Annotated in this window: 18 protein-coding genes and 1 riboswitch; of the genes, 6 read left to right on the top strand and 12 right to left on the bottom strand. The window is 56.5% G+C overall.

Going from position 1 to position 22,626, the window contains the following annotated elements; all coding sequences use genetic code 11:
- Window positions 1-10: 10 nt before the first annotated feature.
- Window positions 11-1,900 carry a phosphomethylpyrimidine synthase ThiC gene (gene thiC, locus ACZRJQ_RS10815; protein ID WP_463978348.1) on the bottom strand — a complete coding sequence of 630 codons (1,890 nt, stop codon included), beginning with the start codon at window positions 1,898-1,900 and terminating at the stop codon, window positions 11-13.
- 154 nt (window positions 1,901-2,054) lie between these two features.
- Window positions 2,055-2,160, bottom strand: a riboswitch (TPP riboswitch).
- Between the two features lie 182 nt (window positions 2,161-2,342).
- Between thiC and ACZRJQ_RS10820 the strand changes: the two genes are divergently transcribed.
- Window positions 2,343-3,782, top strand: a complete 1,440-nt coding sequence (locus tag ACZRJQ_RS10820; protein ID WP_463978349.1) for a TolC family outer membrane protein — start codon at window positions 2,343-2,345, stop codon at window positions 3,780-3,782.
- Window positions 3,783-3,882: 100 nt separating this feature from the next.
- Here the strand turns inward: ACZRJQ_RS10820 and waaA are convergent, their stop codons facing one another.
- Complete coding sequence (waaA, locus tag ACZRJQ_RS10825) at window positions 3,883-5,160, bottom strand: lipid IV(A) 3-deoxy-D-manno-octulosonic acid transferase (RefSeq protein WP_463978350.1); 1,278 nt, start codon at window positions 5,158-5,160, stop codon at window positions 3,883-3,885.
- Between the two features lie 166 nt (window positions 5,161-5,326).
- On the opposite strand from waaA, the gene ACZRJQ_RS10830 reads away from it, so the two are divergent.
- The 4 genes from ACZRJQ_RS10830 (at window position 5,327) to ACZRJQ_RS10845 (ending at window position 8,892) form a co-directional block, all read left to right on the top strand.
- The gene (locus ACZRJQ_RS10830) at window positions 5,327-5,659 is read left to right on the top strand and encodes a DMT family transporter (RefSeq protein WP_094991926.1); all 333 of its coding nucleotides are present in this window, start codon (window positions 5,327-5,329) and stop codon (window positions 5,657-5,659) included.
- Window positions 5,660-5,906: 247 nt separating this feature from the next.
- Window positions 5,907-7,082 (top strand): NAD(P)/FAD-dependent oxidoreductase, encoded by a 1,176-nt coding sequence (locus tag ACZRJQ_RS10835; protein ID WP_463978351.1) that lies wholly within the window; start codon window positions 5,907-5,909, stop codon window positions 7,080-7,082.
- Entirely contained in the window at window positions 7,079-7,891 is an 813-nt protein-coding gene (locus tag ACZRJQ_RS10840) for an aldo/keto reductase (RefSeq protein WP_463978352.1), read from the top strand. Before ACZRJQ_RS10835 ends, ACZRJQ_RS10840 begins: the two co-directional genes overlap by 4 nt.
- A gap of 41 nt (window positions 7,892-7,932) precedes the next feature.
- Window positions 7,933-8,892: a metal ABC transporter ATPase gene (locus tag ACZRJQ_RS10845; protein WP_463978353.1), complete on the top strand. Its 960-nt coding sequence runs from the start codon at window positions 7,933-7,935 to the stop codon at window positions 8,890-8,892.
- Window positions 8,893-8,951: 59 nt separating this feature from the next.
- On the opposite strand, the gene hldE is transcribed toward ACZRJQ_RS10845, so the two are convergent.
- The 3 genes from hldE to ACZRJQ_RS10860 form a co-directional block, all read right to left on the bottom strand.
- Entirely contained in the window at window positions 8,952-10,373 is a 1,422-nt protein-coding gene (gene hldE / locus ACZRJQ_RS10850) for a bifunctional D-glycero-beta-D-manno-heptose-7-phosphate kinase/D-glycero-beta-D-manno-heptose 1-phosphate adenylyltransferase HldE (RefSeq protein WP_463978354.1), read from the bottom strand.
- Window positions 10,374-10,535: 162 nt separating this feature from the next.
- Window positions 10,536-12,347 (bottom strand): lipid A export permease/ATP-binding protein MsbA, encoded by a 1,812-nt coding sequence (gene msbA / locus ACZRJQ_RS10855; protein ID WP_463978355.1) that lies wholly within the window; start codon window positions 12,345-12,347, stop codon window positions 10,536-10,538.
- A 15-nt stretch (window positions 12,348-12,362) separates the two neighbouring features.
- Window positions 12,363-13,529 carry an O-antigen ligase family protein gene (locus ACZRJQ_RS10860; RefSeq protein WP_463978356.1) on the bottom strand — a complete coding sequence of 389 codons (1,167 nt, stop codon included), beginning with the start codon at window positions 13,527-13,529 and terminating at the stop codon, window positions 12,363-12,365.
- Window positions 13,530-13,627: 98 nt separating this feature from the next.
- Between ACZRJQ_RS10860 and ACZRJQ_RS10865 the strand changes: the two genes are divergently transcribed.
- Entirely contained in the window at window positions 13,628-14,233 is a 606-nt protein-coding gene (locus ACZRJQ_RS10865; protein WP_463978357.1) for a BUD32 family EKC/KEOPS complex subunit, read from the top strand.
- Here the strand turns inward: ACZRJQ_RS10865 and ACZRJQ_RS10870 are convergent.
- The 7 genes from ACZRJQ_RS10870 to ACZRJQ_RS10900 form a co-directional block, all read right to left on the bottom strand.
- Window positions 14,219-15,322, bottom strand: a complete 1,104-nt coding sequence (locus ACZRJQ_RS10870) for a glycosyltransferase (protein WP_463978358.1) — start codon at window positions 15,320-15,322, stop codon at window positions 14,219-14,221. The genes ACZRJQ_RS10865 and ACZRJQ_RS10870 overlap by 15 nt on opposite strands.
- Window positions 15,323-15,367: 45 nt before the next feature.
- Window positions 15,368-16,129, bottom strand: a complete 762-nt coding sequence (locus ACZRJQ_RS10875; protein WP_463978359.1) for a glycosyltransferase family 2 protein — start codon at window positions 16,127-16,129, stop codon at window positions 15,368-15,370.
- A 66-nt stretch (window positions 16,130-16,195) separates the two neighbouring features.
- The gene (locus tag ACZRJQ_RS10880) at window positions 16,196-17,152 is read right to left on the bottom strand and encodes a glycosyltransferase family protein (protein WP_463978360.1); all 957 of its coding nucleotides are present in this window, start codon (window positions 17,150-17,152) and stop codon (window positions 16,196-16,198) included.
- Window positions 17,149-18,585: a PIG-L deacetylase family protein gene (locus tag ACZRJQ_RS10885; protein ID WP_463978361.1), complete on the bottom strand. Its 1,437-nt coding sequence runs from the start codon at window positions 18,583-18,585 to the stop codon at window positions 17,149-17,151. Before ACZRJQ_RS10885 ends, ACZRJQ_RS10880 begins: the two co-directional genes overlap by 4 nt.
- A 108-nt stretch (window positions 18,586-18,693) precedes the next feature.
- Entirely contained in the window at window positions 18,694-19,590 is an 897-nt protein-coding gene (locus tag ACZRJQ_RS10890) for an antimicrobial resistance protein Mig-14 (protein ID WP_463978362.1), read from the bottom strand.
- Window positions 19,590-20,720, bottom strand: coding sequence for a glycosyltransferase (locus ACZRJQ_RS10895; RefSeq protein ID WP_463978363.1), 1,131 nt, complete (start codon window positions 20,718-20,720; stop codon window positions 19,590-19,592). Before ACZRJQ_RS10895 ends, ACZRJQ_RS10890 begins: the two co-directional genes overlap by 1 nt.
- Window positions 20,704-22,461, bottom strand: coding sequence for a carbamoyltransferase family protein (locus ACZRJQ_RS10900; protein ID WP_463978364.1), 1,758 nt, complete (start codon window positions 22,459-22,461; stop codon window positions 20,704-20,706). The genes ACZRJQ_RS10895 and ACZRJQ_RS10900 overlap by 17 nt, the downstream gene beginning before the upstream one ends.
- Window positions 22,462-22,626: the final 165 nt, after the last annotated feature.

A 22,626-nucleotide genomic window follows, 5' to 3' on the forward strand; every position in this document is an offset into this window, starting at 1 on the left:
GAGGTTTACATCACACTTTTTTGTACAGCTGGCTGCCTTCTTGCTTGAAGCGCTCAGCCTGTTCGGCCAAGCCTTTGGCCACATCCACGTCGATGGCTTCTATGCGCTGGTTGGCCGCGTAGATGCGCACTTCCTGGGTGATTTTCATCGAGCAAAATTTCGGCCCGCACATGGAGCAAAAGTGCGCAACTTTGGCCGAATCTTTGGGCAGGGTCTCGTCGTGGTACGAACGTGCAGTGTCCGGGTCAAGGCCCAGGTTGAACTGGTCTTCCCAGCGGAACTCAAAACGTGCCTTGCTCAGGGCGTTGTCGCGGATTTGCGCCCCCGGATGCCCCTTCGCCAAGTCGGCGGCATGGGCGGCAATTTTGTAGGTGATGATGCCGGTCTTCACGTCATCCTTGTTCGGCAACCCCAAGTGCTCTTTGGGCGTTACGTAACACAGCATCGCGCAGCCAAACCAGCCGATCATGGCGGCGCCAATGCCAGAAGTGATGTGGTCGTAACCCGGCGCAATGTCGGTAGTCAGCGGGCCGAGGGTGTAAAACGGCGCTTCGTCGCAGCATTCCAGCTGCTTGTCCATGTTCTCTTTGATCAACTGCATCGGCACGTGGCCGGGGCCTTCGATCATGCACTGCACGTCATGCTTCCACGCAATTTTGGTCAGCTCACCCAAGGTTTCAAGTTCGCCGAACTGCGCAGCATCATTGGCGTCTGCAATCGAGCCCGGACGCAGACCATCACCCAGCGAGAAGCTGACGTCGTAGGCCTTCATGATTTCGCAAATTTCGTCGAAATGGGTGTAAAGGAAGTTCTCTTTGTGGTGCGCCAGGCACCACTTGGCCATGATCGAGCCACCACGAGACACAATGCCGGTCACGCGCTTGGCGGTCAGCGGCACATAGCGCAGCAGTACACCGGCGTGGATGGTGAAGTAATCAACGCCCTGCTCAGCCTGCTCAATCAGGGTGTCGCGGAACAACTCCCAGGTCAGGTCTTCGGCCACGCCGTTGACCTTTTCCAGCGCCTGATAAATCGGCACGGTGCCAATCGGCACTGGTGAGTTGCGGATGATCCACTCGCGGGTTTCGTGGATGTGCTTGCCGGTGGACAAGTCCATGACGGTGTCCGAACCCCAGCGGATGCCCCAGGTCAGCTTGGCCACTTCTTCTTCAATCGAAGAACCCAGCGCGCTGTTGCCGATGTTGCCGTTGATCTTCACCAAAAAGTTGCGGCCAATGATCATTGGCTCCAGCTCAACGTGGTTGATGTTGGCTGGAATAATGGCGCGGCCACGGGCGATTTCGTCACGCACGAACTCGGGGGTGATCTCTTTCGGGATGTTGGCACCAAAGCTGTGGCCGGGATGTTGCTGATCCAGCAGGCCCGCAGCCCGCGCCTCTTGCAGCTTCATGTTTTCGCGGATGGCGACGTATTCCATCTCGGCGGTAATGATGCCCTGACGCGCATAGTGCATCTGGCTGACGTTGACCCCGGCCTTGGCCCGACGCGGGTTCTTCACATGGGCGAAGCGCAGCTTGGTCAATTCGGCATCTTCGAGGCGCATCTGACCAAAGTTCGAACTCAGGCCCGGCAGGCGTTCTGTGTCGTTACGGTCATCAATCCAGGCCGAACGCACATCGCCCAGACCTTTGCGCACATCAATGTCTACAGACGGGTCGGTATACGGCCCGGAGGTGTCATAGATCAATACCGGAGCGTTGATTTCGCCGCCAAAATCGGTGGGTGTGACATCCAGGCTGACTTCACGCATCGGCACCAGAATGTCCGGGCGCGAACCCTGTACGTAGACTTTTTGCGAGCGGGTAAACGGCTTGACCGACTGTTCATCGACTTTTGCCGAGTCACTGAGGTTGATCGCGTTTTTTAGTTTTGTACTCATCACGGCTCTCCAGACTGCATCCAGGCGGATTGTCGGAGGGAGAACCTGAAAAATGTACGGATGCACCCAAGGACTGGGTGCTGAGTAACGGCCTCGAACGATTGTTCATTTTTTGAACAATCGATCCCGAACGGTACTCAAGAGGACTCGCCGGGAGACGAGAAATCTTGTTCCCTACGCAGGCGCTAACCTGATCAGGTTCAACGGGATCCGAAATTATTCGATCTCAGCCTCATAGCAAGGCACCCCGACAAGAACCCGGCCAGTCTAGACAAGACTGGCCCAGAACGCCAACCCCTCAAATGTCGACGTGATCAAAGGCGTGATATCAGCATTGTTGCAAAGTGTCACGGCTACTACACTCGCTACGTCTTGACACCACGAGTGCCGCAACACGGCCTCGGGAGTTTATTTTTCCGCATTATTGAACTAGGGATCGCTCATGCTGCGCAAACTCTCACTGGCTATCGCCGTGTCTTGTGCGACCAACGCAATGGCAATGGACACGCAAGCCACACTGTCCAATAAGACCGATCTGGTCAGCGTGTACCACGAAGCGGTCGACAATAACGCCGATCTGGCGGCAGCGCGTGCCGATTATCAAGCGCGCAAGGAAGTCGTGCCGCAAGCACGTGCTGGCTTGCTGCCAAACCTGTCTGGGGGCGCAGAGTCGAGCAGTGTGCGCACCTCCATCGACCAGCCGTCGATGACCACAACCCGCAGCGCGGTGGTGTATCAAGCGACCCTCGCGCAACCGATTTTTCGGGCCGATCGCTGGTTCCAGTTGAAAGCCGCTGAGTCGGTCAACGAGCAGGCCGCCCTGCAACTGTCGGCCACCGAGCAAAATCTGATTCTGCAAACAGCCGAATCCTACTTCTCGGTACTGCGCGCCCAAGACACGCTGGCCTCGACCAAAGCCGAAGAAGCCGCCTTCAAGCGCCAGTTGGATCAGTCCCGCGAGCGTTTTGATGTGGGCCTGTCTGACAAAACTGACGTGCTGCAATCGCAAGCCAGCTATGACACTGCGCGGGCCAATCGAATTGTGGCCCAACGTCAGGTTGAAGACGCGTTTGAAGCGCTGATCACCCTGACCAATCGCCAATACAACTCGATTGAAGGGATGCGCCACAGCTTGCCGATTTTGCCGCCAACGCCAAACAACGCTAAGGCGTGGGTTGATACGGCCGCTCAGCAAAATCTCAATTTGCTGGCCAGCAACTTCGCTGTCGAAGCGGCCGAAGAAACCCTCAAGCAGCGCAAGGCTGGCCATGCCCCTACGCTGGATGCCGTGGCGCAATACAAAACTGGCGACAACGACGGCTTTGGCTTGAGCAACCCCAATGCCCTGCAACAGCGCTATAGCGGCGATGTCTCGCAACGCAGCATTGGCTTGCAACTCAATATCCCGATTTACAGCGGCGGCCTGACCAGCTCGCAAGTGCGTGAGTCTTACTCGCGCCTGAACCAGACCGAGCAGCAGCGCGAAGCCCTGCGCCGCCAAGTGGTCGAGAACACTCGCAATCTGCACCGCGCAGTCAACACTGACGTAGAGCAGGTGCAAGCCCGCAAGCAGTCGATCATCTCTAACCAGAGCGCCTTGGAAGCCACAGAAATTGGCTATCAGGTGGGTACGCGCAACATCGTCGACGTGCTCGACGCTCAGCGCCAGCTGTACAGTTCAGTGCGTAATTACAACGACACCCGCTATGACTACATCCTCGACAATCTGCGGCTTAAACAGGCTGCGGGGACGTTAAACCCGGGCGATCTGGAAGCGCTCTCGCGGTATTTGAAAGCCGATTACAACCCGGACAAGGACTTCTTGCCGCCAGACCTGGCCAAAGAAGCCGCCGCGAATATGCGCTCGCCGGGTAACGAGTAGGCTGATGAATGCGCTGCGTAGGAGCTGGCGCAGGCTGCGATCCTTTGATGTTTAAAGATCGTAGGCTGTGCCACTTCCTGCGGTTACTGCGGGTTAGGCCTCACTCGCGCAGTAACCGCCCCAGCCCGTCCAGCAAGCGCTGCAAGGCGCCCTGATTAGCCCGCATCACCTTCAAGCCCGCCTGCGCCATGTGCTGCGCGTCTTGTGGCAATTCAAACAAGCGCTGCACGGCAACCGCCAGCCCTTGAGCATCGTCCACTTCTTCCAGCGCCCCCGCCTCTCGCAACAAGGCAGCAATTTCGAGGAAGTTAAACAAGTGCGGGCCACTTAACACAGGCTTGGCCAACGCCGCCGGCTCCAGCAAGTTGTGCCCGCCATTGGGCACCAGGCTGCCGCCCACAAAAGCGCTGTCGGCCAAGGCATACAAAAATAGCAGTTCGCCCATTGTGTCGCCCAACAGCACCTGAGTTTGAGCGCTGACGGCCTCACCCTGAGAACGACGAACGGTAGCAAAGCCTTCACGCTGGCAAAGATCAAACACCGAGTTGAAGCGCTCAGGATGTCGCGGCACCAGAATCAACAAGGCATTCGGGTAGCTGGCGAGCAATTGGCGATGGGCGGCGAGCACAATGTCGTCTTCGCCTTCGTGGGTGCTGGCGGCAATCCACACCGGGCGCTCTTGCGCCTGCCATTGATCACGCAGGTCGCGGGCTTTGATCAACAGCTGCGGATCAATGCTCAAGTCGAACTTGATCGAACCGGTCACTTCAACGCACTCAGGCCGGGCGCCCAATTGGCGAAAACGCTCGGCTTCGGCCTCGGTTTGCACGGCGAACAAGCTCATTTCTTCAAGCATGGGCCGCGTCAGCCCGGCAAAACGTGCATAGCCTTTTGCTGAGCGAGCCGACAACCGCGCATTGGCCAATGCCACGGGAATACCCCGTTTAGCGCATTGGTGAATGTGATTGGGCCACAGCTCGGTCTCCATGATGACGGCGAGCGTAGGCTGCACACGATCCAGAAAACGCGCCGCTGCCCACGGTAAATCGTAGGGCAGGTAGCAATGCTGAATACGTGGTTCGTCGGCAAACAGAGCCTGAATACGCTCGGAGCCAGTCGGCGTCATGCAGGTAACGGTGATAGGCAACTGTGGATAACGCTTGAGCAGAGCTCGAATCATCGGCGCGGCCGCAATGCTTTCGCCCACCGAGACCGCATGCACCCAGATACCACCCGGCTGCATCAGCGGCAGGTTAAACGCAAAGCGCTCCCCAATGCGCTTGGCATAGGCTGGTGCCTTGCGCGAACGCAGCCACAAGCGGATCGCCACCAGCGGCAGCCCCAGATGAAACAGCAAGGTGTAGAGAGTTCTATTCATGGGCGCGGAGTTTACTTGAAAATTCCAGGCCAGATGCGGGCATACAGCAGAACGCTTCAATCAAGAGCCCTCCTACGCTTAGCAGAACAAAAACGCACTACACACTTTTACAACCACTAGAATGTCGTGCTGTTAAATTGCCCCGCTACACACTCAGGACTCCACCATGAACGCTTACTACTACTTGGCGATCGCCATATGCGCCGAAGTGATTGCCACTGTTTCCATGAAAGCAATCAAAGGGTTCAGCACACCATTACCCCTGATATTAGTGATCGCGGGCTACGCCACGGCATTTTGGATGCTGACGCTGGTGGTGCGCACCATTCCGGTTGGAGTGGCTTACGCCGTATGGGCGGGCATGGGCATTGTGATGGTGAGCATCGCAGCACTGTTTATCTACGGCCAAAAGCTTGATGTGCCAGCCATGCTGGGCATGGGCTTGATTGTGCTGGGCGTGGTGGTGATTCAACTGTTTTCCAAAACCGCCGGCCATTAAAGCCAGATACTTCTGCCGTAGCAGTTGGCCAGTAGAGCGAGGCTACGTTCGGTGGCGCAGCCGCCGCACAGTCAGGCAACGCGGTGCGTCAGCGGCCCTGCGGATACCGATTTACGATCGCTTCGCAATCGAACGCCGCCTTCGCCAGCTGCTACAAACACGTCTGCGGCCTTTGTAGGCTCTGCAAAGGCAGACTCAAGATCAGGCTGTATACTCCTTGCCTTGTCTTTGAACACTGAGGTCGCCCATGCCATCCGTTATTTCCACCGACGTACTGATTGTCGGCGCTGGTGTTGCCGGCCTCTGGCTCAATGCCCGCTTGCGTCAACAGGGGTTTTCTACGGTGCTGGTCGAGCGCGAGACGCTCGGCGGCGGCCAAAGTGTGAAGTCCCAAGGCATCATTCACGGCGGTGCCAAGTACGCGCTGCATGGCGCGCTGACCGGCGCCTCTGAAGCCATTGCCGATATGCCACGCCGCTGGCGCGAAGCCCTTGCCGGCGAGGGCGAGCTGGATTTAACCGGCGTGCGCCTGCTGTCCCAAGCCCATTACCTGTGGTCCCCCGGCACACTGGCGGGCAATCTCACCAGCTTTTTTGCCAGTAAAGCCGTGCGCGGGCGCGTTGATCAGGTCAAGGGCGATCAATTGCCGCCCGCCCTGCAAGACCCGCGCTTTAAGGGCAAGGTCTATCGTTTGGCCGAACTGGTGGTCGATGTACCGAGCCTGATTGAGCGTCTAGCGCAGTTGGCAGGCGATGGGTTACTGGCCGGGCAAATCATCGAACCACTGTTTGAAAACAAAGAACTGGTGGGCCTGCGGGTTGATGGTCGTGATATTCACGCGCAGCGCATTGTGTTCAGCGCGGGGGCTGGCAATGCCGAGCTGCTGGCCAACGTGGGCATCAGCGTTCCTGCACAGCAGTTGCGCCCGCTGCACATGGTGATGGTCAAAGGCCCAAGCCTCAAACCTCTGTACGCCCATTGCCTTGGCGGCGGTCCAAAGCCTCGCATTACGGTCACTACGCACCCCGCCTCCAATGGCGAGTGGGTGTGGTACTTGGGCGGCGACATCGCAGAGGCCGATGGCGTTGCCCGTGAACCCGCCGAGCAAATCGCAGTGGCGCAAAAAGAGCTGGGCAACTTGCTGCCGTGGGTCGATCTGAGCCAAGCACAATGGGCCACGCTGCGGGTCAACCGTGCCGAGCCTGCGCAATCAGGCTTGGTTCGCCCAGACAACGCGTTCCTCGCCGATCAAGGCCGCCTGCTAGTGGGCTGGCCAACCAAGCTGGCACTGGCACCAGACTTCGCGGATCGGGTAATCGCCGCGTTTGAGCAAGACGCTATCAAGCCAAGTAACCCGCCAGCGCTGCCTGAGCTACCCCGTCCGCCATTGGCTAAAACGGCGTGGGAGCAACTGTTGCCATGAGCCAGCCCACCCTGCACGATTTTCATCGCCCGCTGGGCAGCACCGGTTTAATGGTGTCGCCACTGGGTTTGGGCACCGTCAAACTGGGACGCGACCAAGGGGTGAAATACCCCAGCGGCTTTCAGATCCCAGATGATAACGACGCCAAAATGCTGCTTAAGTTGAGCCGCGACTTGGGCATCAACCTGATCGACACCGCACCTGCTTACGGCCGTAGCGAAGAGCGCTTGGGCCCGCTGTTGCGTGGTCAGCGCACAGATTGGGTGATCGTCAGCAAAGTGGGTGAAGAATTCAGCAATGGCGTTTCGCACCACGACTTCAGCGCCACCCATACCCGACGCTCTGTAGAGCGCAGCTTGCAACGTTTAGAAACGGATTTTATCGACCTGGTGTTGGTGCATTCAGACGGCAACGATTTGGCCATCCTCAATGAGTGCGAGGTTTACCAGACGCTGGCCGACCTCAAACGCGAGGGCAAAATCCGTGGCTTTGGGCTGTCGGGCAAAACTGTCGAAGGTGGGCTCAAAGCCTTAGAAAACGGCGATTGCGCGATGGTCACTTACAACCTCAATGAACAAGCCGAGCAACCTGTGATTGACTACGCGGCCACCCACGGCAAGGCCATTTTGGTGAAAAAAGCACTGGCCAGCGGCCATGTTTGCTTGAGTCTTGGGATTGATCCTGTGCGCGCCAGCTTCGAACTGGTATTTGGCCATCACGGGGTTGCCAGTGCTATTGTCGGCACCATCAACCCATTGCACCTGGCCCATAACGTGGCAACTGTTACGCAGGTTTTGCGTAACCTCTGATGCCGCCGACGCGGCCGACCCCGACGCAAGAAGGAGCCGACATGCCGCGAATGCTGATCCGCAAGAACCCCAGCGACTTCAAAACCTTGCCGCTGTTTGTCGAAGCCACACCGGAAGGTTTGAGCTATCAAAGCATCGGCATGCCGCTGAACTTCGCACAGACCCTGAGCAAACGCCGCTTGGTGAGCGTGGCCGATACCGAGCGTTTTGCGCTAGAGCTGGCCAACCTAGGGGTGTCTGTGCGCTTGACGCTGCATTGGCAAGGCCGCGATTACTGGGTGCTGGTGCGTCAGCGACGCCAAGACCGGGGCGACGTGGTGCTCAAGTTGATCTCCGGGTATGTACCCGCGCACGAGGTCAATCTGCCGCTGCACACGGCCATCCAGGAGATTGCCGAAGAGTGCTTACTGGAAACCCCGGAAGGCTGGCTAAGCGGGCGGTTCAACGAAACATGGCTCCCCGCGCCTTACGCCAGTGCGCTGCATTATCGCGAAGCCCTGCCCTTTCGCCTCACCCCGCTGTCAGGTGCTGCACGCCCGGTACGTTGTGGCAGCCAACCTCTGCTTGAGCGCCCGCGGGCCTATGTGCATTTGCCCACCGCCTCGTTGCAACTGATTTACGACCTGCGGCTAGAAGTCCCAAAAGATGCAAAATCCCTGAGCCTGTTTCATGTTGAAGAACGCTTGGAGGGGGATTTGTTGGTCGCCCGTCTTGATCGAAAACGCCCGGACTTGTACCTGATTCCCTTAAAAGAGGGCCAACCTTGCGCCGAACTCTACACTTTGAGCAAAGACCAACTGCAACCGGCCAGCACCCGTGGCGTGTGCCTGGCAGAAAGCTTTGCCGTGCAAGAAGGCTGGGTGGTGAGAGACGAGCGCATTCGTTGGAAGGATTGGCTCAAGCAGCAAGGTCTGAGCGCGCCGACCAAGGAGTCGAGGCTCAAGCGTCTAACGGGCAAGGCCCGCCAGATATTCAGGACGGTGGTGAAGAGTAAGGTTTGAGTAACTCTAAGTCAGTGTAGAAGCGGGCAAGCTCGCTCCTACACTGGCTTGAGGCTCAGTTACTGACTGCGGATTTTTTCAACGATCGCCGTGGTCGAGCTGTTTTCTACCAGCCCCAGCACTTTAACCGTCCCGCCGTAAGCGGCCACGATGTCGGCACCTACCACTTGGTCGATTCCGTAGTCACCGCCTTTGACCAGCACATCCGGCTTGACCTGAGCCAGCAGGTTTTCCGGGGTGCCTTCAGGGAAGCTGATCACCCAGTCCACCGCACCTAAACCTGCCAATACGGCCATGCGGCGATCAACACTGTTGATCGGGCGACCAGGCCCTTTGAGGCGGCTGACAGAGGCGTCGTCGTTGACCGCAACGATCAAGCGATCACCTTGAGCCCGCGCCTGCTCCAGATAGGTCACATGCCCGGCATGCAGAATGTCGAAGCAACCGTTGGTGAACACGATTTTCTCGTCGTGCGCGCGCGCATCATCAATGGCCAACAACAGTTGGTCGAGGCTCAACACCCCACGCTCTGAGCCTTCTTCGCGCTGAATGGCCCGGCGCAATTCTGGCGCACTAATGGCCGCCGTACCGAGCTTGCCGACCACGATGCCCGCCGCCAAATTGGCCAATGCAACCGCGTGTGGCAGCTCTTCGCCCGCAGCAATTGCTGCGGCCAAGGTCGAAATCACAGTGTCACCAGCGCCGGTCACGTCAAACACTTCGCGAGCACGTGCAGGCAAGTGCATCGCCGGGAAACCTGGACGCAGCAAAGTCATGCCGTTTTCGCCGCGGGTCACCAGCAATGCGCCCAAGTCCAGATCAGCCATGAGCTTGGCGCCCTTGGCTACCAGATCCGCCTCATCAGTGCAGCCGCCAACGATGGTTTCAAACTCGCTAAGGTTGGGCGTAATCAGGCTCGCCCCCCGGTAAACCGAGAAGTCTTTACCTTTAGGGTCGGCCAACACCGGAATACCCCGGGCGCGCGCCGCTTGAATCAGGGTTTGGTGGTTTTTCAGAGCGCCTTTGCCGTAATCAGACAGCACCAGCACTTTGATGCCTTCAAGCAGACCGTCAACTTCTGCGCCCAGCGCCAGTGCATCTGTAGCGAAGGGTTGTTCAAAGTCGATACGCAGCAGTTGCTGGTGACGACTCATGACCCGCAGTTTAACGATGGTCGGCTGATGCGCAATGCGCTGGAACAGCGCTCGCACGCCTGCACCTTCCAGACTGTTGGACAGGCTGTCAGCCGCCTCGTCATCGCCTGTCACACCGACCAGCGAGGCCGGTGCGCCAAGCGCTGCAATGTTCAAGGCGACGTTGGCAGCGCCACCCGGACGGTCTTCGATTTGCTCGACCTTGACCACCGGCACCGGCGCTTCAGGGGAAATCCGTGAGGTTCCGCCATGCCAGTAACGGTCGAGCATGACATCGCCTACCACCAAGACAGGGGCTTGATCGAATCGCGGCATGGACAACTTCATGGAGAACCCACATACAAAATGAACAGGGGCGCGATATTAACACAGGGTGAACGCTGGTCAGTTCACGGTGTTAGTCGCAGGAATGAGAATCAGACATCACTGACAAAAGCCGATACGCGATAAACGCAGGAGATGAGGCCAAGCCCCACCCCCTGCGGGGTCTCAGACGATGTCGCCAGAGGCCATCGGCGCATCAAGGCCCAACGAGTGCAAGCGGGCGTAGTAACCGTTTTGCTCCAGCAACTGGGCATGGGTGCCACGCTCAACGATCTGGCCTTGGTCCATGACCAAAATCATGTCGGCTTTTTCGATGGTCGAAAGACGATGCGCAATCACCAGCGTGGTACGCCCTTGCATCACGTGGTCTAGAGCCGCCTGGATGTGGCGCTCAGACTCGGTGTCCAACGCCGAAGTAGCTTCGTCGAGAATCAGCAATGGCGCGTTTTTGAGCAACGCCCGTGCAATTGCCAAGCGCTGGCGCTGACCACCGGACAACAGCACGCCGTTTTCACCGACCTGAGTGTCCAGCCCTTGTGGCAACTGCTCGATGAAGTCCATCGCGTAGGCATCACGCGCGGCTCTCTCGATGTCGGCACGCGGCGCGCCCGCCAGATCGCCATACGCGATGTTATTGGCCACAGTGTCGCTGAACAGCGTCACGTGCTGGGTCACTTGCGCAATGTGCCGGCGCAGGTTGAGCAAGCGGTACTGCTCGATCTCAACGCCATCGAGCAATATCTCACCCGAATTGTGGTGATAAAAACGCGGAATCAGGTTCGCCAAGGTTGATTTGCCACTGCCAGAGCGACCCACCAAGGCCACCATCTGGCCCGGCTCAACCTTGAACGACACATCCTTGAGCACCTGACGGTCGGTGTCCGGGTAAGTGAAGTTGAGGCTACGCACTTCCAGCAGACCGCTTACGTGATCGCGCTCAATGGTGCCGTTGTCGACTTCCGGTTTTTCATCCAACTGCTCAAAAATGCTTTCAGCGCCAGCCACACCTTTCTGAATAGTCGAGCTGACTTCAGACAGTTGACGAATCGGCTTGGGCAGCAAGCCCGCCAGCGTAATGTAAGCAATCATGTCGCCTGCGGATGAATCGCCACGCATGTACAACACCAGAAACATCAAAACGCCCATGGCGACGTAAATGACCAGTTGCAGCATCGGGGTATAAATCGCCCCGGTGCGGGTCATGCGCATCTGTTTGTCGGTGTTGCTTTGACTGGCATTCAAAAAACGCTGCTTCTCGTAGTTTTCGCCGCCGAAGCTGCGCACCACGCGGTAGCCCTGAATGGTCTCAGACGCCACGTGAGTGACATCGCCCATTGCCACCTGGATTTTCTTGCTCTGTTTGCGGAATTTTTTGCTCGCGGTGCTCACCATGACCGCAATCAGCGGCAGGATCGCCACCATCACCAGCGTCAGACGCCAGTTCATCCATAGCAACGAAGCAAACAGGAACACCACCGTCATGCCTTCGCGGATGACCACCTTGATCGCATCGGTGGCAGCACCCGTGACCATCGTCACGTTGAAGGTAATACGCGAAATCAGGTGCCCCGAGTTGTGCTTGTCGAAATAGCGATTTGGCAGTACCAGTAGCTTGTTGAACAGCTCTACCCGCAAGTCATGCACCAACCCCAACGACACCTTGGCCAAAAAGTAGTTACCCAAGAACGAACCTAGCCCTTGCCACGCCGCAATCAGTACGATCAACAGCGGAACAGCCTGCAACAAGCGCAAGTCACGCAAGTAAGGAACGGTCGGGAACAGCACTGCATCGGGATTGGACAGGCCATCGACGAAATACTTGAGAATGTATCCAAGCATCGGTTGGGTCGAAGCGAAAATAAGAAACCCGAGAATACTCAGCAGAAAAATGCCGATGTAGGGCTTCACATAACCCAAAAGCCGGAAGTAGATTTTCAGGCTTGAACTCTGTTCCGCTTCGGACGGTGCATCACTCATCGTAGAGCTCACTGATTAGGGAAAACGCGAAATTTTATCACAGGCATCGGCAGACGCCTTCTTGAACGTCAAAAGAGTCGCCACAGCAATCGGTAGCCACGTGATGAACCACTCAGCACGCGGTGTGCCCAGCAGGCTTGCCGCATCAAACTGCATCGCCAACGTCGAGAACACCCACATGCCTATTACACCTTGACCCAGCAAGGTTGCACGCGCACGCCAGCCATAAATAAGCACCGAAAACCAGGCCACACACCAGAAGAACAAACCTGGTAAACCCAAACTAATGGCAACACTGGTGAACAGGTTGTGCGAGTGATCGAAGGTGATTCCGACAGCCGTCACCCCGAACTTGGTTCCCAAACCCAAACCCGTCCACGGGTGTTGAGCAATCATCTGCAAGCTGCCCATGAAAATCTCAGGACGGTATGAAGAGCCCCGCGACAGCAGCAACGGAGCCATCAACCAGAACACTGCGCCAGCGGCAACCAAGGCAGCGATGGCAATCGAAACGGTAAGCCGGTCACGACGCCATATCGGCATTGCTAAAATCGTCAGCAACAGCGCCAAGCCAGCGCCACGGCTTTTGGTCATAACGACAAAAATGCCCAACAGACCTAGCGCCAAGAGCCAAAGCACCTGCATGCCACGGGCTTTAGGCGCCCAATGCAACATCCAGATCCCGGCGATGCCAATGGCATAGGCACCCAAAATGGGGTGTGACAATTCGCCAAGCCCGTCAAGGCGAGCGGTCCAGCCATGGTGCTGTACAACATAAAAACGCACCAAGGCCACCAGCGCGCTAAGCGCCAACCCCAAACCACCCCATTGCATCAAGCGGACAATGTATTCGGGGCGGCCGTTGGCCAGAATCGGAAAGGACAGCACGAACAGTGTGATGTAGGCCAGCTCCTTGGCTTCGCTCAGCGGCATGCCACTCCAGCTCAAGCTGAGGATGGCCCAAGCAGCCAGGCCCAAAAGCCCAAGGCAGAGCCCACGCTGAGCGTGCCAAAGCTGGCTCAGAATTGAGCGTGCTGACCACGCGACAATCAGTGTAGGCACCCAGGTAAACAACACCAGCCCTTGCTGGTACAGCTTATTGGTGGGAGCGAAGGCAATCGCCACCATAAACCACACCACACCACAGGTCATAAGGGTCTTCGCCCAACGACTTTCGTACATTTTCCAACTCCTGAATGGATCACCCTGCCAACCCGGCATGGTTAAAACCTTACTTTTTCGGCATCATTGCCTGTCTGACTGCTCGCAAGGGTTCTACGATGCAATGCTCACGGCTTCCACAAGCCGCTCTAAATCAAATGATTGAAGGCGCCAAAATACTTGAAGCCGACAGTTACGGCGCCAAAGTCTACCTGTTGCAAGACGGGAACATTCTGAAACTGTTCCGTCGCAAGCGTCTTTTCTCATCGGCATTGTTGCGCCCCTACTCCAGACGCTTCATCAATAACGTCCTTGAACTTGAGAAGCGGGGTGTTCCCACCCTTAAGGTGCTGGCGTTTTATCGTTTAGAAAAACCGGGCATGACGGCAGTTCTGTATCGCCCTCTGCCGGGCGAAACACTGCGTCAAATTGCAGAAAAAAACGGCTTTGACTGGGAGCAAACGCTGCCACAGCTGATTGAACTGATTCGTCACCTGCATGCTAAAGGCATCTATTTCCGCTCTTTGCACTTGGGCAACATCGTGATCACCCCACAAAACGAGTGGGGCTTAATTGATGTGGCAGACATGCGCTTCTTTAATGGCCCACTGTCCAAAACAATGGTGCAGCGCAACCTTCAACACTTCGCGCGCTACATCCAACGGGAGAACCTCACAGAGAAGTTCCCCGTTAAAGCCTTGGAAAACGCTTTATTGGCGAGCTGAAAGAACGTCGTCGCAGGCTTGGCTGAAACAGCGCCACGCCTGCTCTGGCGCAAGGGCTGCGTACTGGCGCGCGGCAATATCGTCAGCGCCAAGGTTCAAGGTGCTATCAATGGCTGCCGCCCAGGCCTGCACATCATCGACCGGCACATAATGCCCAGCCTGCCCTAACTGCTCATGAAATACAGGCAAGTCGCTAGCCAGTATCGGCACGCCTGCGATAACCCCTTCCTGCACGATCAGACCCAAGCCTTCAGCTCTGGAAGGTATGAGCACCCAGTCGAATGCGCGGTACAGGCTGGCGATATTGCTTTTGTGGCCCGTCAATAAAACCTTGTCTTGTACGCCAAGAGAGCGGATTCGGGCTTGCAGCGCATCCCGTTCATCGCCTTCGCCAATAATCATCAACAGCCTGTCCGGGTGTTGTTTAAGGGTTTGTGCAAATGCCTCAATCAAACAATCAAAACCTTTGGTTGGGACCAACCTGCCCACGGCACCAAATACTTGAGCCGGGAATGACGATATACCCAGTTGTTGCCGGGCCTGTTCACGAGGCAACAAGCGGCTTTTAAAAGCGTCGATATTTAGCGTGCAACGCAGGCTTACAACCGGCAGTTGGGTCTTGGCCGCAATCGAATCTGCCAGGGTGTTAGACACGGCACACAACGTCAGTTGTTGCGGCGAAAACTGGCTGAAGAGGCGTTTGTCCTTACCATACAGCCGTGTTGCGCCATGAAACACCACCACCACCCGCACATGGGGCAATGAACGCAGTACAGGCAACAACACACGAGCCACACCCAATCCATCGAGCAGCAGCAATCGTGCTTCGCTTTGCACCAACGCCTTGCGAAAGCGTCCACGCAGCCAAGGCGCTGCCAGTATCCAAATGCCGCGACCTTTCAATAAACGCGACGACAAACCCCAGGCACGGACTTCACCTATGTCTTTCAGGCAAGTGCTGGCCTTGTCCTTGAGTAACCAGGTTTTAACCGAGGCTCCAGAAGTGGTTTGAGCCAGTATTTGCTGGTGCACTTTGTGGACTGACGTGAAGGGAGAACCACCGGACCACATCACATTAATGATGCTCATCTCGTTGCCTCTCGGGGGTTAATCATCAAGAGCGCTTGCACCGACTTAATTAATAACAATGCCAATGGCCACTCCCAACAACAAAGCAACAACCAACTTGATCTTCTCGCGGCGGCTACGACGTGCCTTGCGCTGACGCTCCTCAGGAATCTCAACATGGGTGCCAAACCCTGTGTGCAAAACAGCATCAGCTTCCAATGCAACCGCCGTCAAATGAAGATCGGCATAACGCTTGGATAATGCCTTTTCGCCACCATGACCGCTAAACGGCGCGCACAACAAATATTCCTTGTAGCGACGCAAGCCTGGGTTCAAAGAGAAGCTCTGCCATTCTGGCTTGTCAGACAGCACCGGGTAGCATGCAACCCCACCTACCACCTCGCGTTCGCCGTAATGAAGGTAAGGGCTGTGAATCCTTAAGTCGTAAGCATAGCTGCGTAACCAGACTTGAAGGATCTGAGGCTTGAGTTCAAGAATTGTTTTTGAGTCTTCAACAAAAGCCGGGCGATAAAACTCCCAATCATCTTCGCAATGGAAAATGTAGGCCGTTTTAACGTGAGAGTAAGCCAGATCAATGGAGGCCAACTGACCTAGCTTGGGCTTGTTGACGAAAACAGTGCAGTGACCCTTCCAACCAACGGGGATCACATCGTGCACAGCCTCATTACCCGAATCTTCGGTGATGAACACTTCACGAATGGGGGCCGTATTAAATCGGTCAAAACTTTCAAGCGTCAGCTTGAGCAAGTCAAACCGGCCGCAACTGGTTACGACCAGCGTTATGTCACTTTCTTGGCAGAATCGCACTGGACGCCTCCTAAAATTATTGTGTCATTCCATTGGAATGTTGCCCCAGGCCAGCCATAGGCTATATCAGATCCCCAGTTTCAATCGCAGGCGCTCAAACAAACTCAAGGGTGGGTGAGCGCGCAAAGCGGGCTGTAACTCTTCTGTTATGCGCTGACCAATACGCCCGAAACTGTATTGCGATACAGCAAGATCTCGGCCCCGACGAGCAATCTGCTCAGCAAGTTGCGGATCATTACGCAGGCGAGCGAGTTTTTCCTGTAATTGCGCAATAGTTTTGTAAAAAACTATGTTTTGCATGTCCTCAAAACCCAGCGCACGGTTTTCAGCGTCACCCTGATCAAACGCCAGCAACACACAACCACAGGCCATCGCTTCGAAGTTTTTGATCATGTACTCCCCCATGCCCACATCTGCGCTCACAAAAAAGCGGATGCGATTGAGGGTCTCGCGGTATTCATCCCCCGACTTGGTGCGGGTCACGACAAGCGGCTCAACACTGGCCAGCTCATCAAGCAACGCCTTGCGACCGCTATAAGCGACGCTGTTGGTGCTGCCCACAAATGCCAGCTCAATGTCACGCTCACGACCCAGATCCTGCAAAAGCGCTTGATCGTAGCCCTTGGGCACAAATACAGCGTCAAACCCTTCTTCACGCAGTCGTTGGGTAACCATAAAGCCAGAGCTGATCACTCGCGCCCAAGGCAGTTGGCGATAATGCGCGCTGAATTTACCGGTGTACTTGCACTCGATGTAGTTCTGGTAAGCATCGTGCTCAAGAATCACAAGGTTAGGCACTGTGCGAATGAAGCTGACCTGACGGATTTCTTGCTTGAAGCGCAAGAAAAACACAATCCGATCGTAGCGCGTCACATCGACCTCACGCCGGAAGTAGCGGCGCAAGTTGCGTTGTTCATCACTGCTGAGCCAGCGAATGTCACATTCGCAATGAGCTGCAATGCCGTCATATAAGCGATCCAGAATGGCCCGCTGCTCTTTCTGTACGAGAAATAGAACTTTCATGGTTTTCCTTGCGGCGCTGAAAGACGCCAATACAACTCATGGCGTCTGACCGCTTTGCGGAAGAATTCGTTCTCGCCATAAGGCGATGGTTTTCTGCCTGCCAGTAGTGTCTGTATCGAGCGACGCAATCGACGCTTGAGCGCGGCTCGTGGTTGCAGGTCGTGCATCATGCCCAGCGCCATCGCCTTGTCGCGTTGCTGATCAAGGGTCAGCGGCAAACTGCAAGGGTACAAGCTCAACGACGCATCGAAAACCGGCGGTAACGCAATCCCGTCTCCACTGTTGCCCATCGGCCAGCGGTCGTTGTCATGCAGGTGGTTGGCGTATCCCAAAATTGTCGTCGGCTGCCACTCCAGGCCTTGCAGCGCCTCAATAACAGCATCGTGCGCACAAATATGATCAGGGTGCGGGTCGATTGAGGGATGCGGCAGCACAATCACTTCAGGGCGCGCACGCAGGATCAAGGCGCGCAAGTCCGCCAGCAGGTTATTCCAGGTGGGCGCACCATCTTGGTCGCCGGGCAGTAAACACGGGTTGAATTGACGGAACAGGCGGGTGTCACTCAGTTGCGCCTCACGCGAAGCAATGGGTTGATCTGGCGCAGCCTGCATCGCGGGCAACTGCAAGCAGAAATACCCCAGTTGCGCGCAATGCGCTTCAGGCACCCCGGCCCAACGCGGCACAGTCATGCTGTCCCACGCACGCAATCGACCTTTCAGACGAGCCGCTTGTGCACGTTCAAGGCCCATCTGCTGATAGTGTTCGGCTTCAATCTCGCCTGCGGTCAAGGTCACAACCCACGCTTCTTTGGCCTGACTGTACAAACCAAAAGCTGCCAGCTCGGCATCATCAGCATGAGGCGCAATAACCATCACGCGCTGGTCGCGGTAGTCCGGCTGTCGCAAGACCCACAACTGCGGCTGGCCCAAAACCCGGCACAAACGACCTCGCAGGCGCAATTTGCCGCTGGTCAGGGCCGAGGCCATACCACTCAGGTTCAGATAGCGCAGGCCATTCACGCCACGCTCGAACGTTTGTTGATCAGGGTTTTCAGCACCCAGCAGTTGCACACAAGGGTCTACAAAGCGACCTAGCCAGCCACTTTTGACCTTGAGCGCCACAATCAGGGTTTCGCCCCCCGTCAGGCTTAGGGGCTGGTCCAGCACAAGGCGATCACCTTCCAGGCGCACACCCGGATGTTCGCTGTCCTCAGCGAAGCTGTACTGGTAATCGTCTTGGGCTGAATAGAACAGATGATCTGCAAACCAAGCCTCATGGGCTACCCAGCCCAGCACTGCCAACAGCAGCGGCAACCACCACGCGAGCAAAACGCCGCTGGCAATCAACACCAGCAAACCGACCAACAGGCCAATACGTTTATTACGCCGATGGCGCTTGAGTAGCTGTTGTTTACGACTGATCGGTTGGCTCATGTCTGGCTCTTATTTGCGTCATACACCCGTAGGAGCTGCCGCAGGCTGTGATCGATTGATCTATGTAAAAGATCGCAGCCTGCGGCAGCTCCTACGGGGTGACTGTTATCACACCTTGAAAACTGGCACCGGGTTGCACCAACGCTCTTTGTACTCGCGATCAGCACGACCGAACGAGAAGCGCAGAGGCTTGTTAACGCTGCGAGCTTGCTCCCAAGCCGACTGAGTATTGAGGAAGCTCAACACACTGCCGGGGCTGAAGGCGCGGGTTTGCGGATCGACGCCGCCATTGACGTACTCAACACTGATCCACTCGGGCGATTCAACGCGGTACACCAGCTGGATCGCAATCGGGGCATCGTTGAGAAAAATCACTGAGCCAATCAGTAACTCGCGCAACAGTTCAACCACTTCAGCCATACGCTCGGCGCCTGTAGCCACAAAACCCCAGCGGCGCAAAAACAAATCGCAGTAAATGGCCGCCAGTTCAGCACTGGAAAACGCCGAGACAGGCCGCACGACACCGCCCGCCTCCTCAAGCAAACGCAATTCGCGGCGCTGGTTGTAGCGAAACTTCTTGGACAGCTCTTCTGGCGTGCGAGCCATTGCCAACTGCTCAGTTTGCGGAACCAGCGTGCTGAAACGCCCTTCATTGAGCGCAGACAAGTAACGCCCACGATGACGCAATGGCGCGTTAGCGTCAGCCGCCGCGGGCAGTATCAACTCGGCATTACCGAGGTCAAACAGGCCCTTTTTGCCGTGGCGTTTAAGCACATCCTTGGACAACGCCAAGTCACGCCCCCACGTCGGGATTGCGGCTTTCAACTCGCCATTTTGCTCCCAAGCCAGATAACGCACAGGGATCTCGGCCAGTTGCGCCAGACGCTCAACCACTAAGGGATGAGTGGCTACACTGCCGCCAAATCGCTGCCATGCGTCAGCGTAAGTGCTCGCATCGACAACGCTCCAGCCCCGCTCACGAACGCTTTGAAAACGATTGAACATCAGGCCCCCGCAGTCAGGTCAGTGACTTGCGGCAACTGCCAAAAGGTGTCGTGCACAGCTTGGTCGCTAAATCGTTCGTGCAAACGAGCCAGCATCAAATCGGCACACGCCTGACGTTGCTCATCGCTGAGCGCGGCCAAGTGCTTCAACCCTTGAGCCAAACTGTCGGCATCGCGCAGCGGGAACAAAATGCCTACACCTTCAACCACTTCCTTGGCGCCGCCACACGCGGTGGCCAGCAATGGCACGCCCGCGGCCATCGCCTCAAGCAGTACCATGCCGAATGGCTCGTGGTCTGAACTCAGCGCAAACACGTCGAATGCCCGGAAGTAACGTCGCGCGTCAGGCACTTGGCCCAAGAACTTAACCTGTTCGGTGATCCCGAGTTCACGCGCCAGCCCTTTGAGGTCTTGCTCCAAACGCCCTTGGCCGAGAATCACCAACTGGCTGTCAGCCGGCAGCTCAGGCAAGGCTTTGGCAAAACCTTGTAACAGCGTGGCCTGGTCTTTGTCCGGGTGCAGACGACCGACGTTGCCCACAATCCAGCCATTGGCCGACAACCCCAGCGCTTCACGCGCTTCGGCTGACGGCAACTGGCTGGCTTGCACAGCGTCGATATCGATGCGGTTGTAGAGCGTACTGATGCGTCCGGTCGGCCACTTGGGCAAACATTGACGCATGTCGTCGCGCACGGCATCCGACACACCCAGCAAGCTCAGGCGTTTGCGGAACAAGTTGGCAAACAGCTTGCGGGTACGACGCTGATAGTCACCAAACGCGTGATGCACGCCAATCACGGGTAAACCTGTGGCCAGCAAGACGATATAAATCGGCTTGAAGCGATGGGCGATGCAAAAACTGAAATTGCGCGAGGCTGCGATTTTTCGCAGCTCGCGAATGGCACCCAGCTTAAGACCACGAATGGCCTTGGAGCTGAATTCCATAAACAGCACTTCATCGGACGCACAGCCCGCAGCCACATCAGGATCGGCCGCCCCGGTCAAAAAGACCGTGGTGACTCGATACCCGCTATCGGCAAACAGGCTGGCGTACTGACGTGCACAGTCTAGAAACGGCCCATCATAGCCGTGACAAAACTGCAAAACATGACGCTCAGTCGAGCGAGTCATAAGCATCCGCGCCGTCTTTAACCACCAAAATATCTTCCATGATCAGGTACTGCAGATCGGAGCCAAAGAACATGTTCAGCGCATCCGTTGGCGAGCAAACCATTGGCTCTCCACGGCGGTTGAGCGAGGTGTTCAGCGACACGCCATTGCCGGTCAGAACCTCAAGCGCTTTCATCATGTCGTAGTAACGCGGGTTGTATTCGCGCTTAAGCACCTGCGCACGCGAGGTGCCATCTTCATGGACCACTTCCGGCACACGGGTTTTCCACTCTTCCGCTACTTCAAAAGTGAAGGTCATGAACGGCGCCGGGTGATCGACCTTGATCATCTGCGGGCCAACGGTGTCGAGCATCGACGGGCAGAAAGGCCTCCAGCGCTCACGGAACTTGATTTGTTCGTTGATGCGATCAGCTACGCCAGCGCTGCTCGGGCAACCAATAATCGAACGACCGCCCAACGCACGCGGGCCAAACTCCATGCGGCCTTGGAACCAGGCCACTGGGTTGCCATCAACCATGATCTTGGCGATGCGCTCCGGGGTTTTGTCGATTTTGCGAAAGTTCGGCTTGCCTGGGTGACGGGCACACGCCGCGATGACGTCTTCGTTGCTATACGCAGGGCCGAGGTAAACGTGTTCCATCTTCTCGACTGGCACGCCGCGAGCATGTGACACATAGGCCGCAGCACCCACCGCAGTACCCGCATCGCCCGATGCTGGCTGCACAAACAGCTCTTTGACTTCAGGGCGGGCAATGATTTTTTGGTTCAGCTTCACGTTCAACGCGCAGCCGCCCGCAAAAGCAATCTTGCCAGTCTCTTTAAGGATGTCGCCCAAGTAGTAGTCGATCATTTGCAGCGACAGTTTTTCAAACAGCGCTTGCATGCTGGCGGCGTAATGGATGTAAGGTTCGTCGGCGATATCGCCTTCACGCTTAGGCCCCAGCCACTCGATCAGTTTTGGCGAGAAGTAGAACCCTTTGCCTTTCTCTTTGTAGCGACGCAGGCCAATAACGTTGGCGTATTCGGTGTTGATCACCAACTCGCCATTTTCGAAAGAGGCCAAACGCGAGAAGTCATATTTGCTGGCATCGCCATACGGCGCCATGCCCATGACTTTGAACTCGCCATCGAGCATCTCAAAACCAAGAAACTCGGTGATTGCACCGTACAAGCCGCCGAGGGAGTCCGGGTCGAAAAATTCCTTGATCTTGTGGATCTGGCCGTTTTCGCCATAACCAAAGAAAGTGGTGGCGTACTCACCCTTGCCGTCGATGCCGAGGATCGCGGTTTTTTCTTTGAAACCCGAGCAGTGGTAGGCGCTGGAGGCGTGAGCTAAATGGTGCTCCACAGGCTCGATTTTGATTTTTTTCGGGTCAAAGCCCAATTGCTCAAGGCACCAGACAATTTTGTTGCGGTAGCGCTTGTAGCGACGGTTACCCATCAAAATCGCGTCAAGGGCGCGATCCGGTGCGTACCAATAACGCTTGGCGTAGTGCCAACGGGCCTTGCCGAACAAGCTGATGGGAGCGAATGGGATCGCTACCACGTCAACGTCAGAAGGTTTGATACCCGCTTGCTCAAGGCAGAATTTCGCTGATTCGTAGGGCATGCGGTTTTTTGCATGCTTATCGCGTACGAAACGCTCTTCTTCAGCCGCTGCAACCAGCTTGCCGTCGATATACAGGGCTGCTGAGGGGTCATGGCTCAGGGCGCCGGACAGGCCAAGGATCGTCAATGCCACAGGTTATGCCTCTTAAGAATGCAGGCAGGCGGCGGGCGCCTGAAAAAATGGTGTGCCTCTCGTCAAACGAGAAACAGAGAAAGGGCGCGATTATAGCTCAAAAGGCAACACCAAACCTCTAGGGCCTATTGCCGCCCTGCCAGTGAGCGCTATCAGTCTAATGTC

It is taken from the genome of Pseudomonas sp. E315, assembly GCF_055406205.1.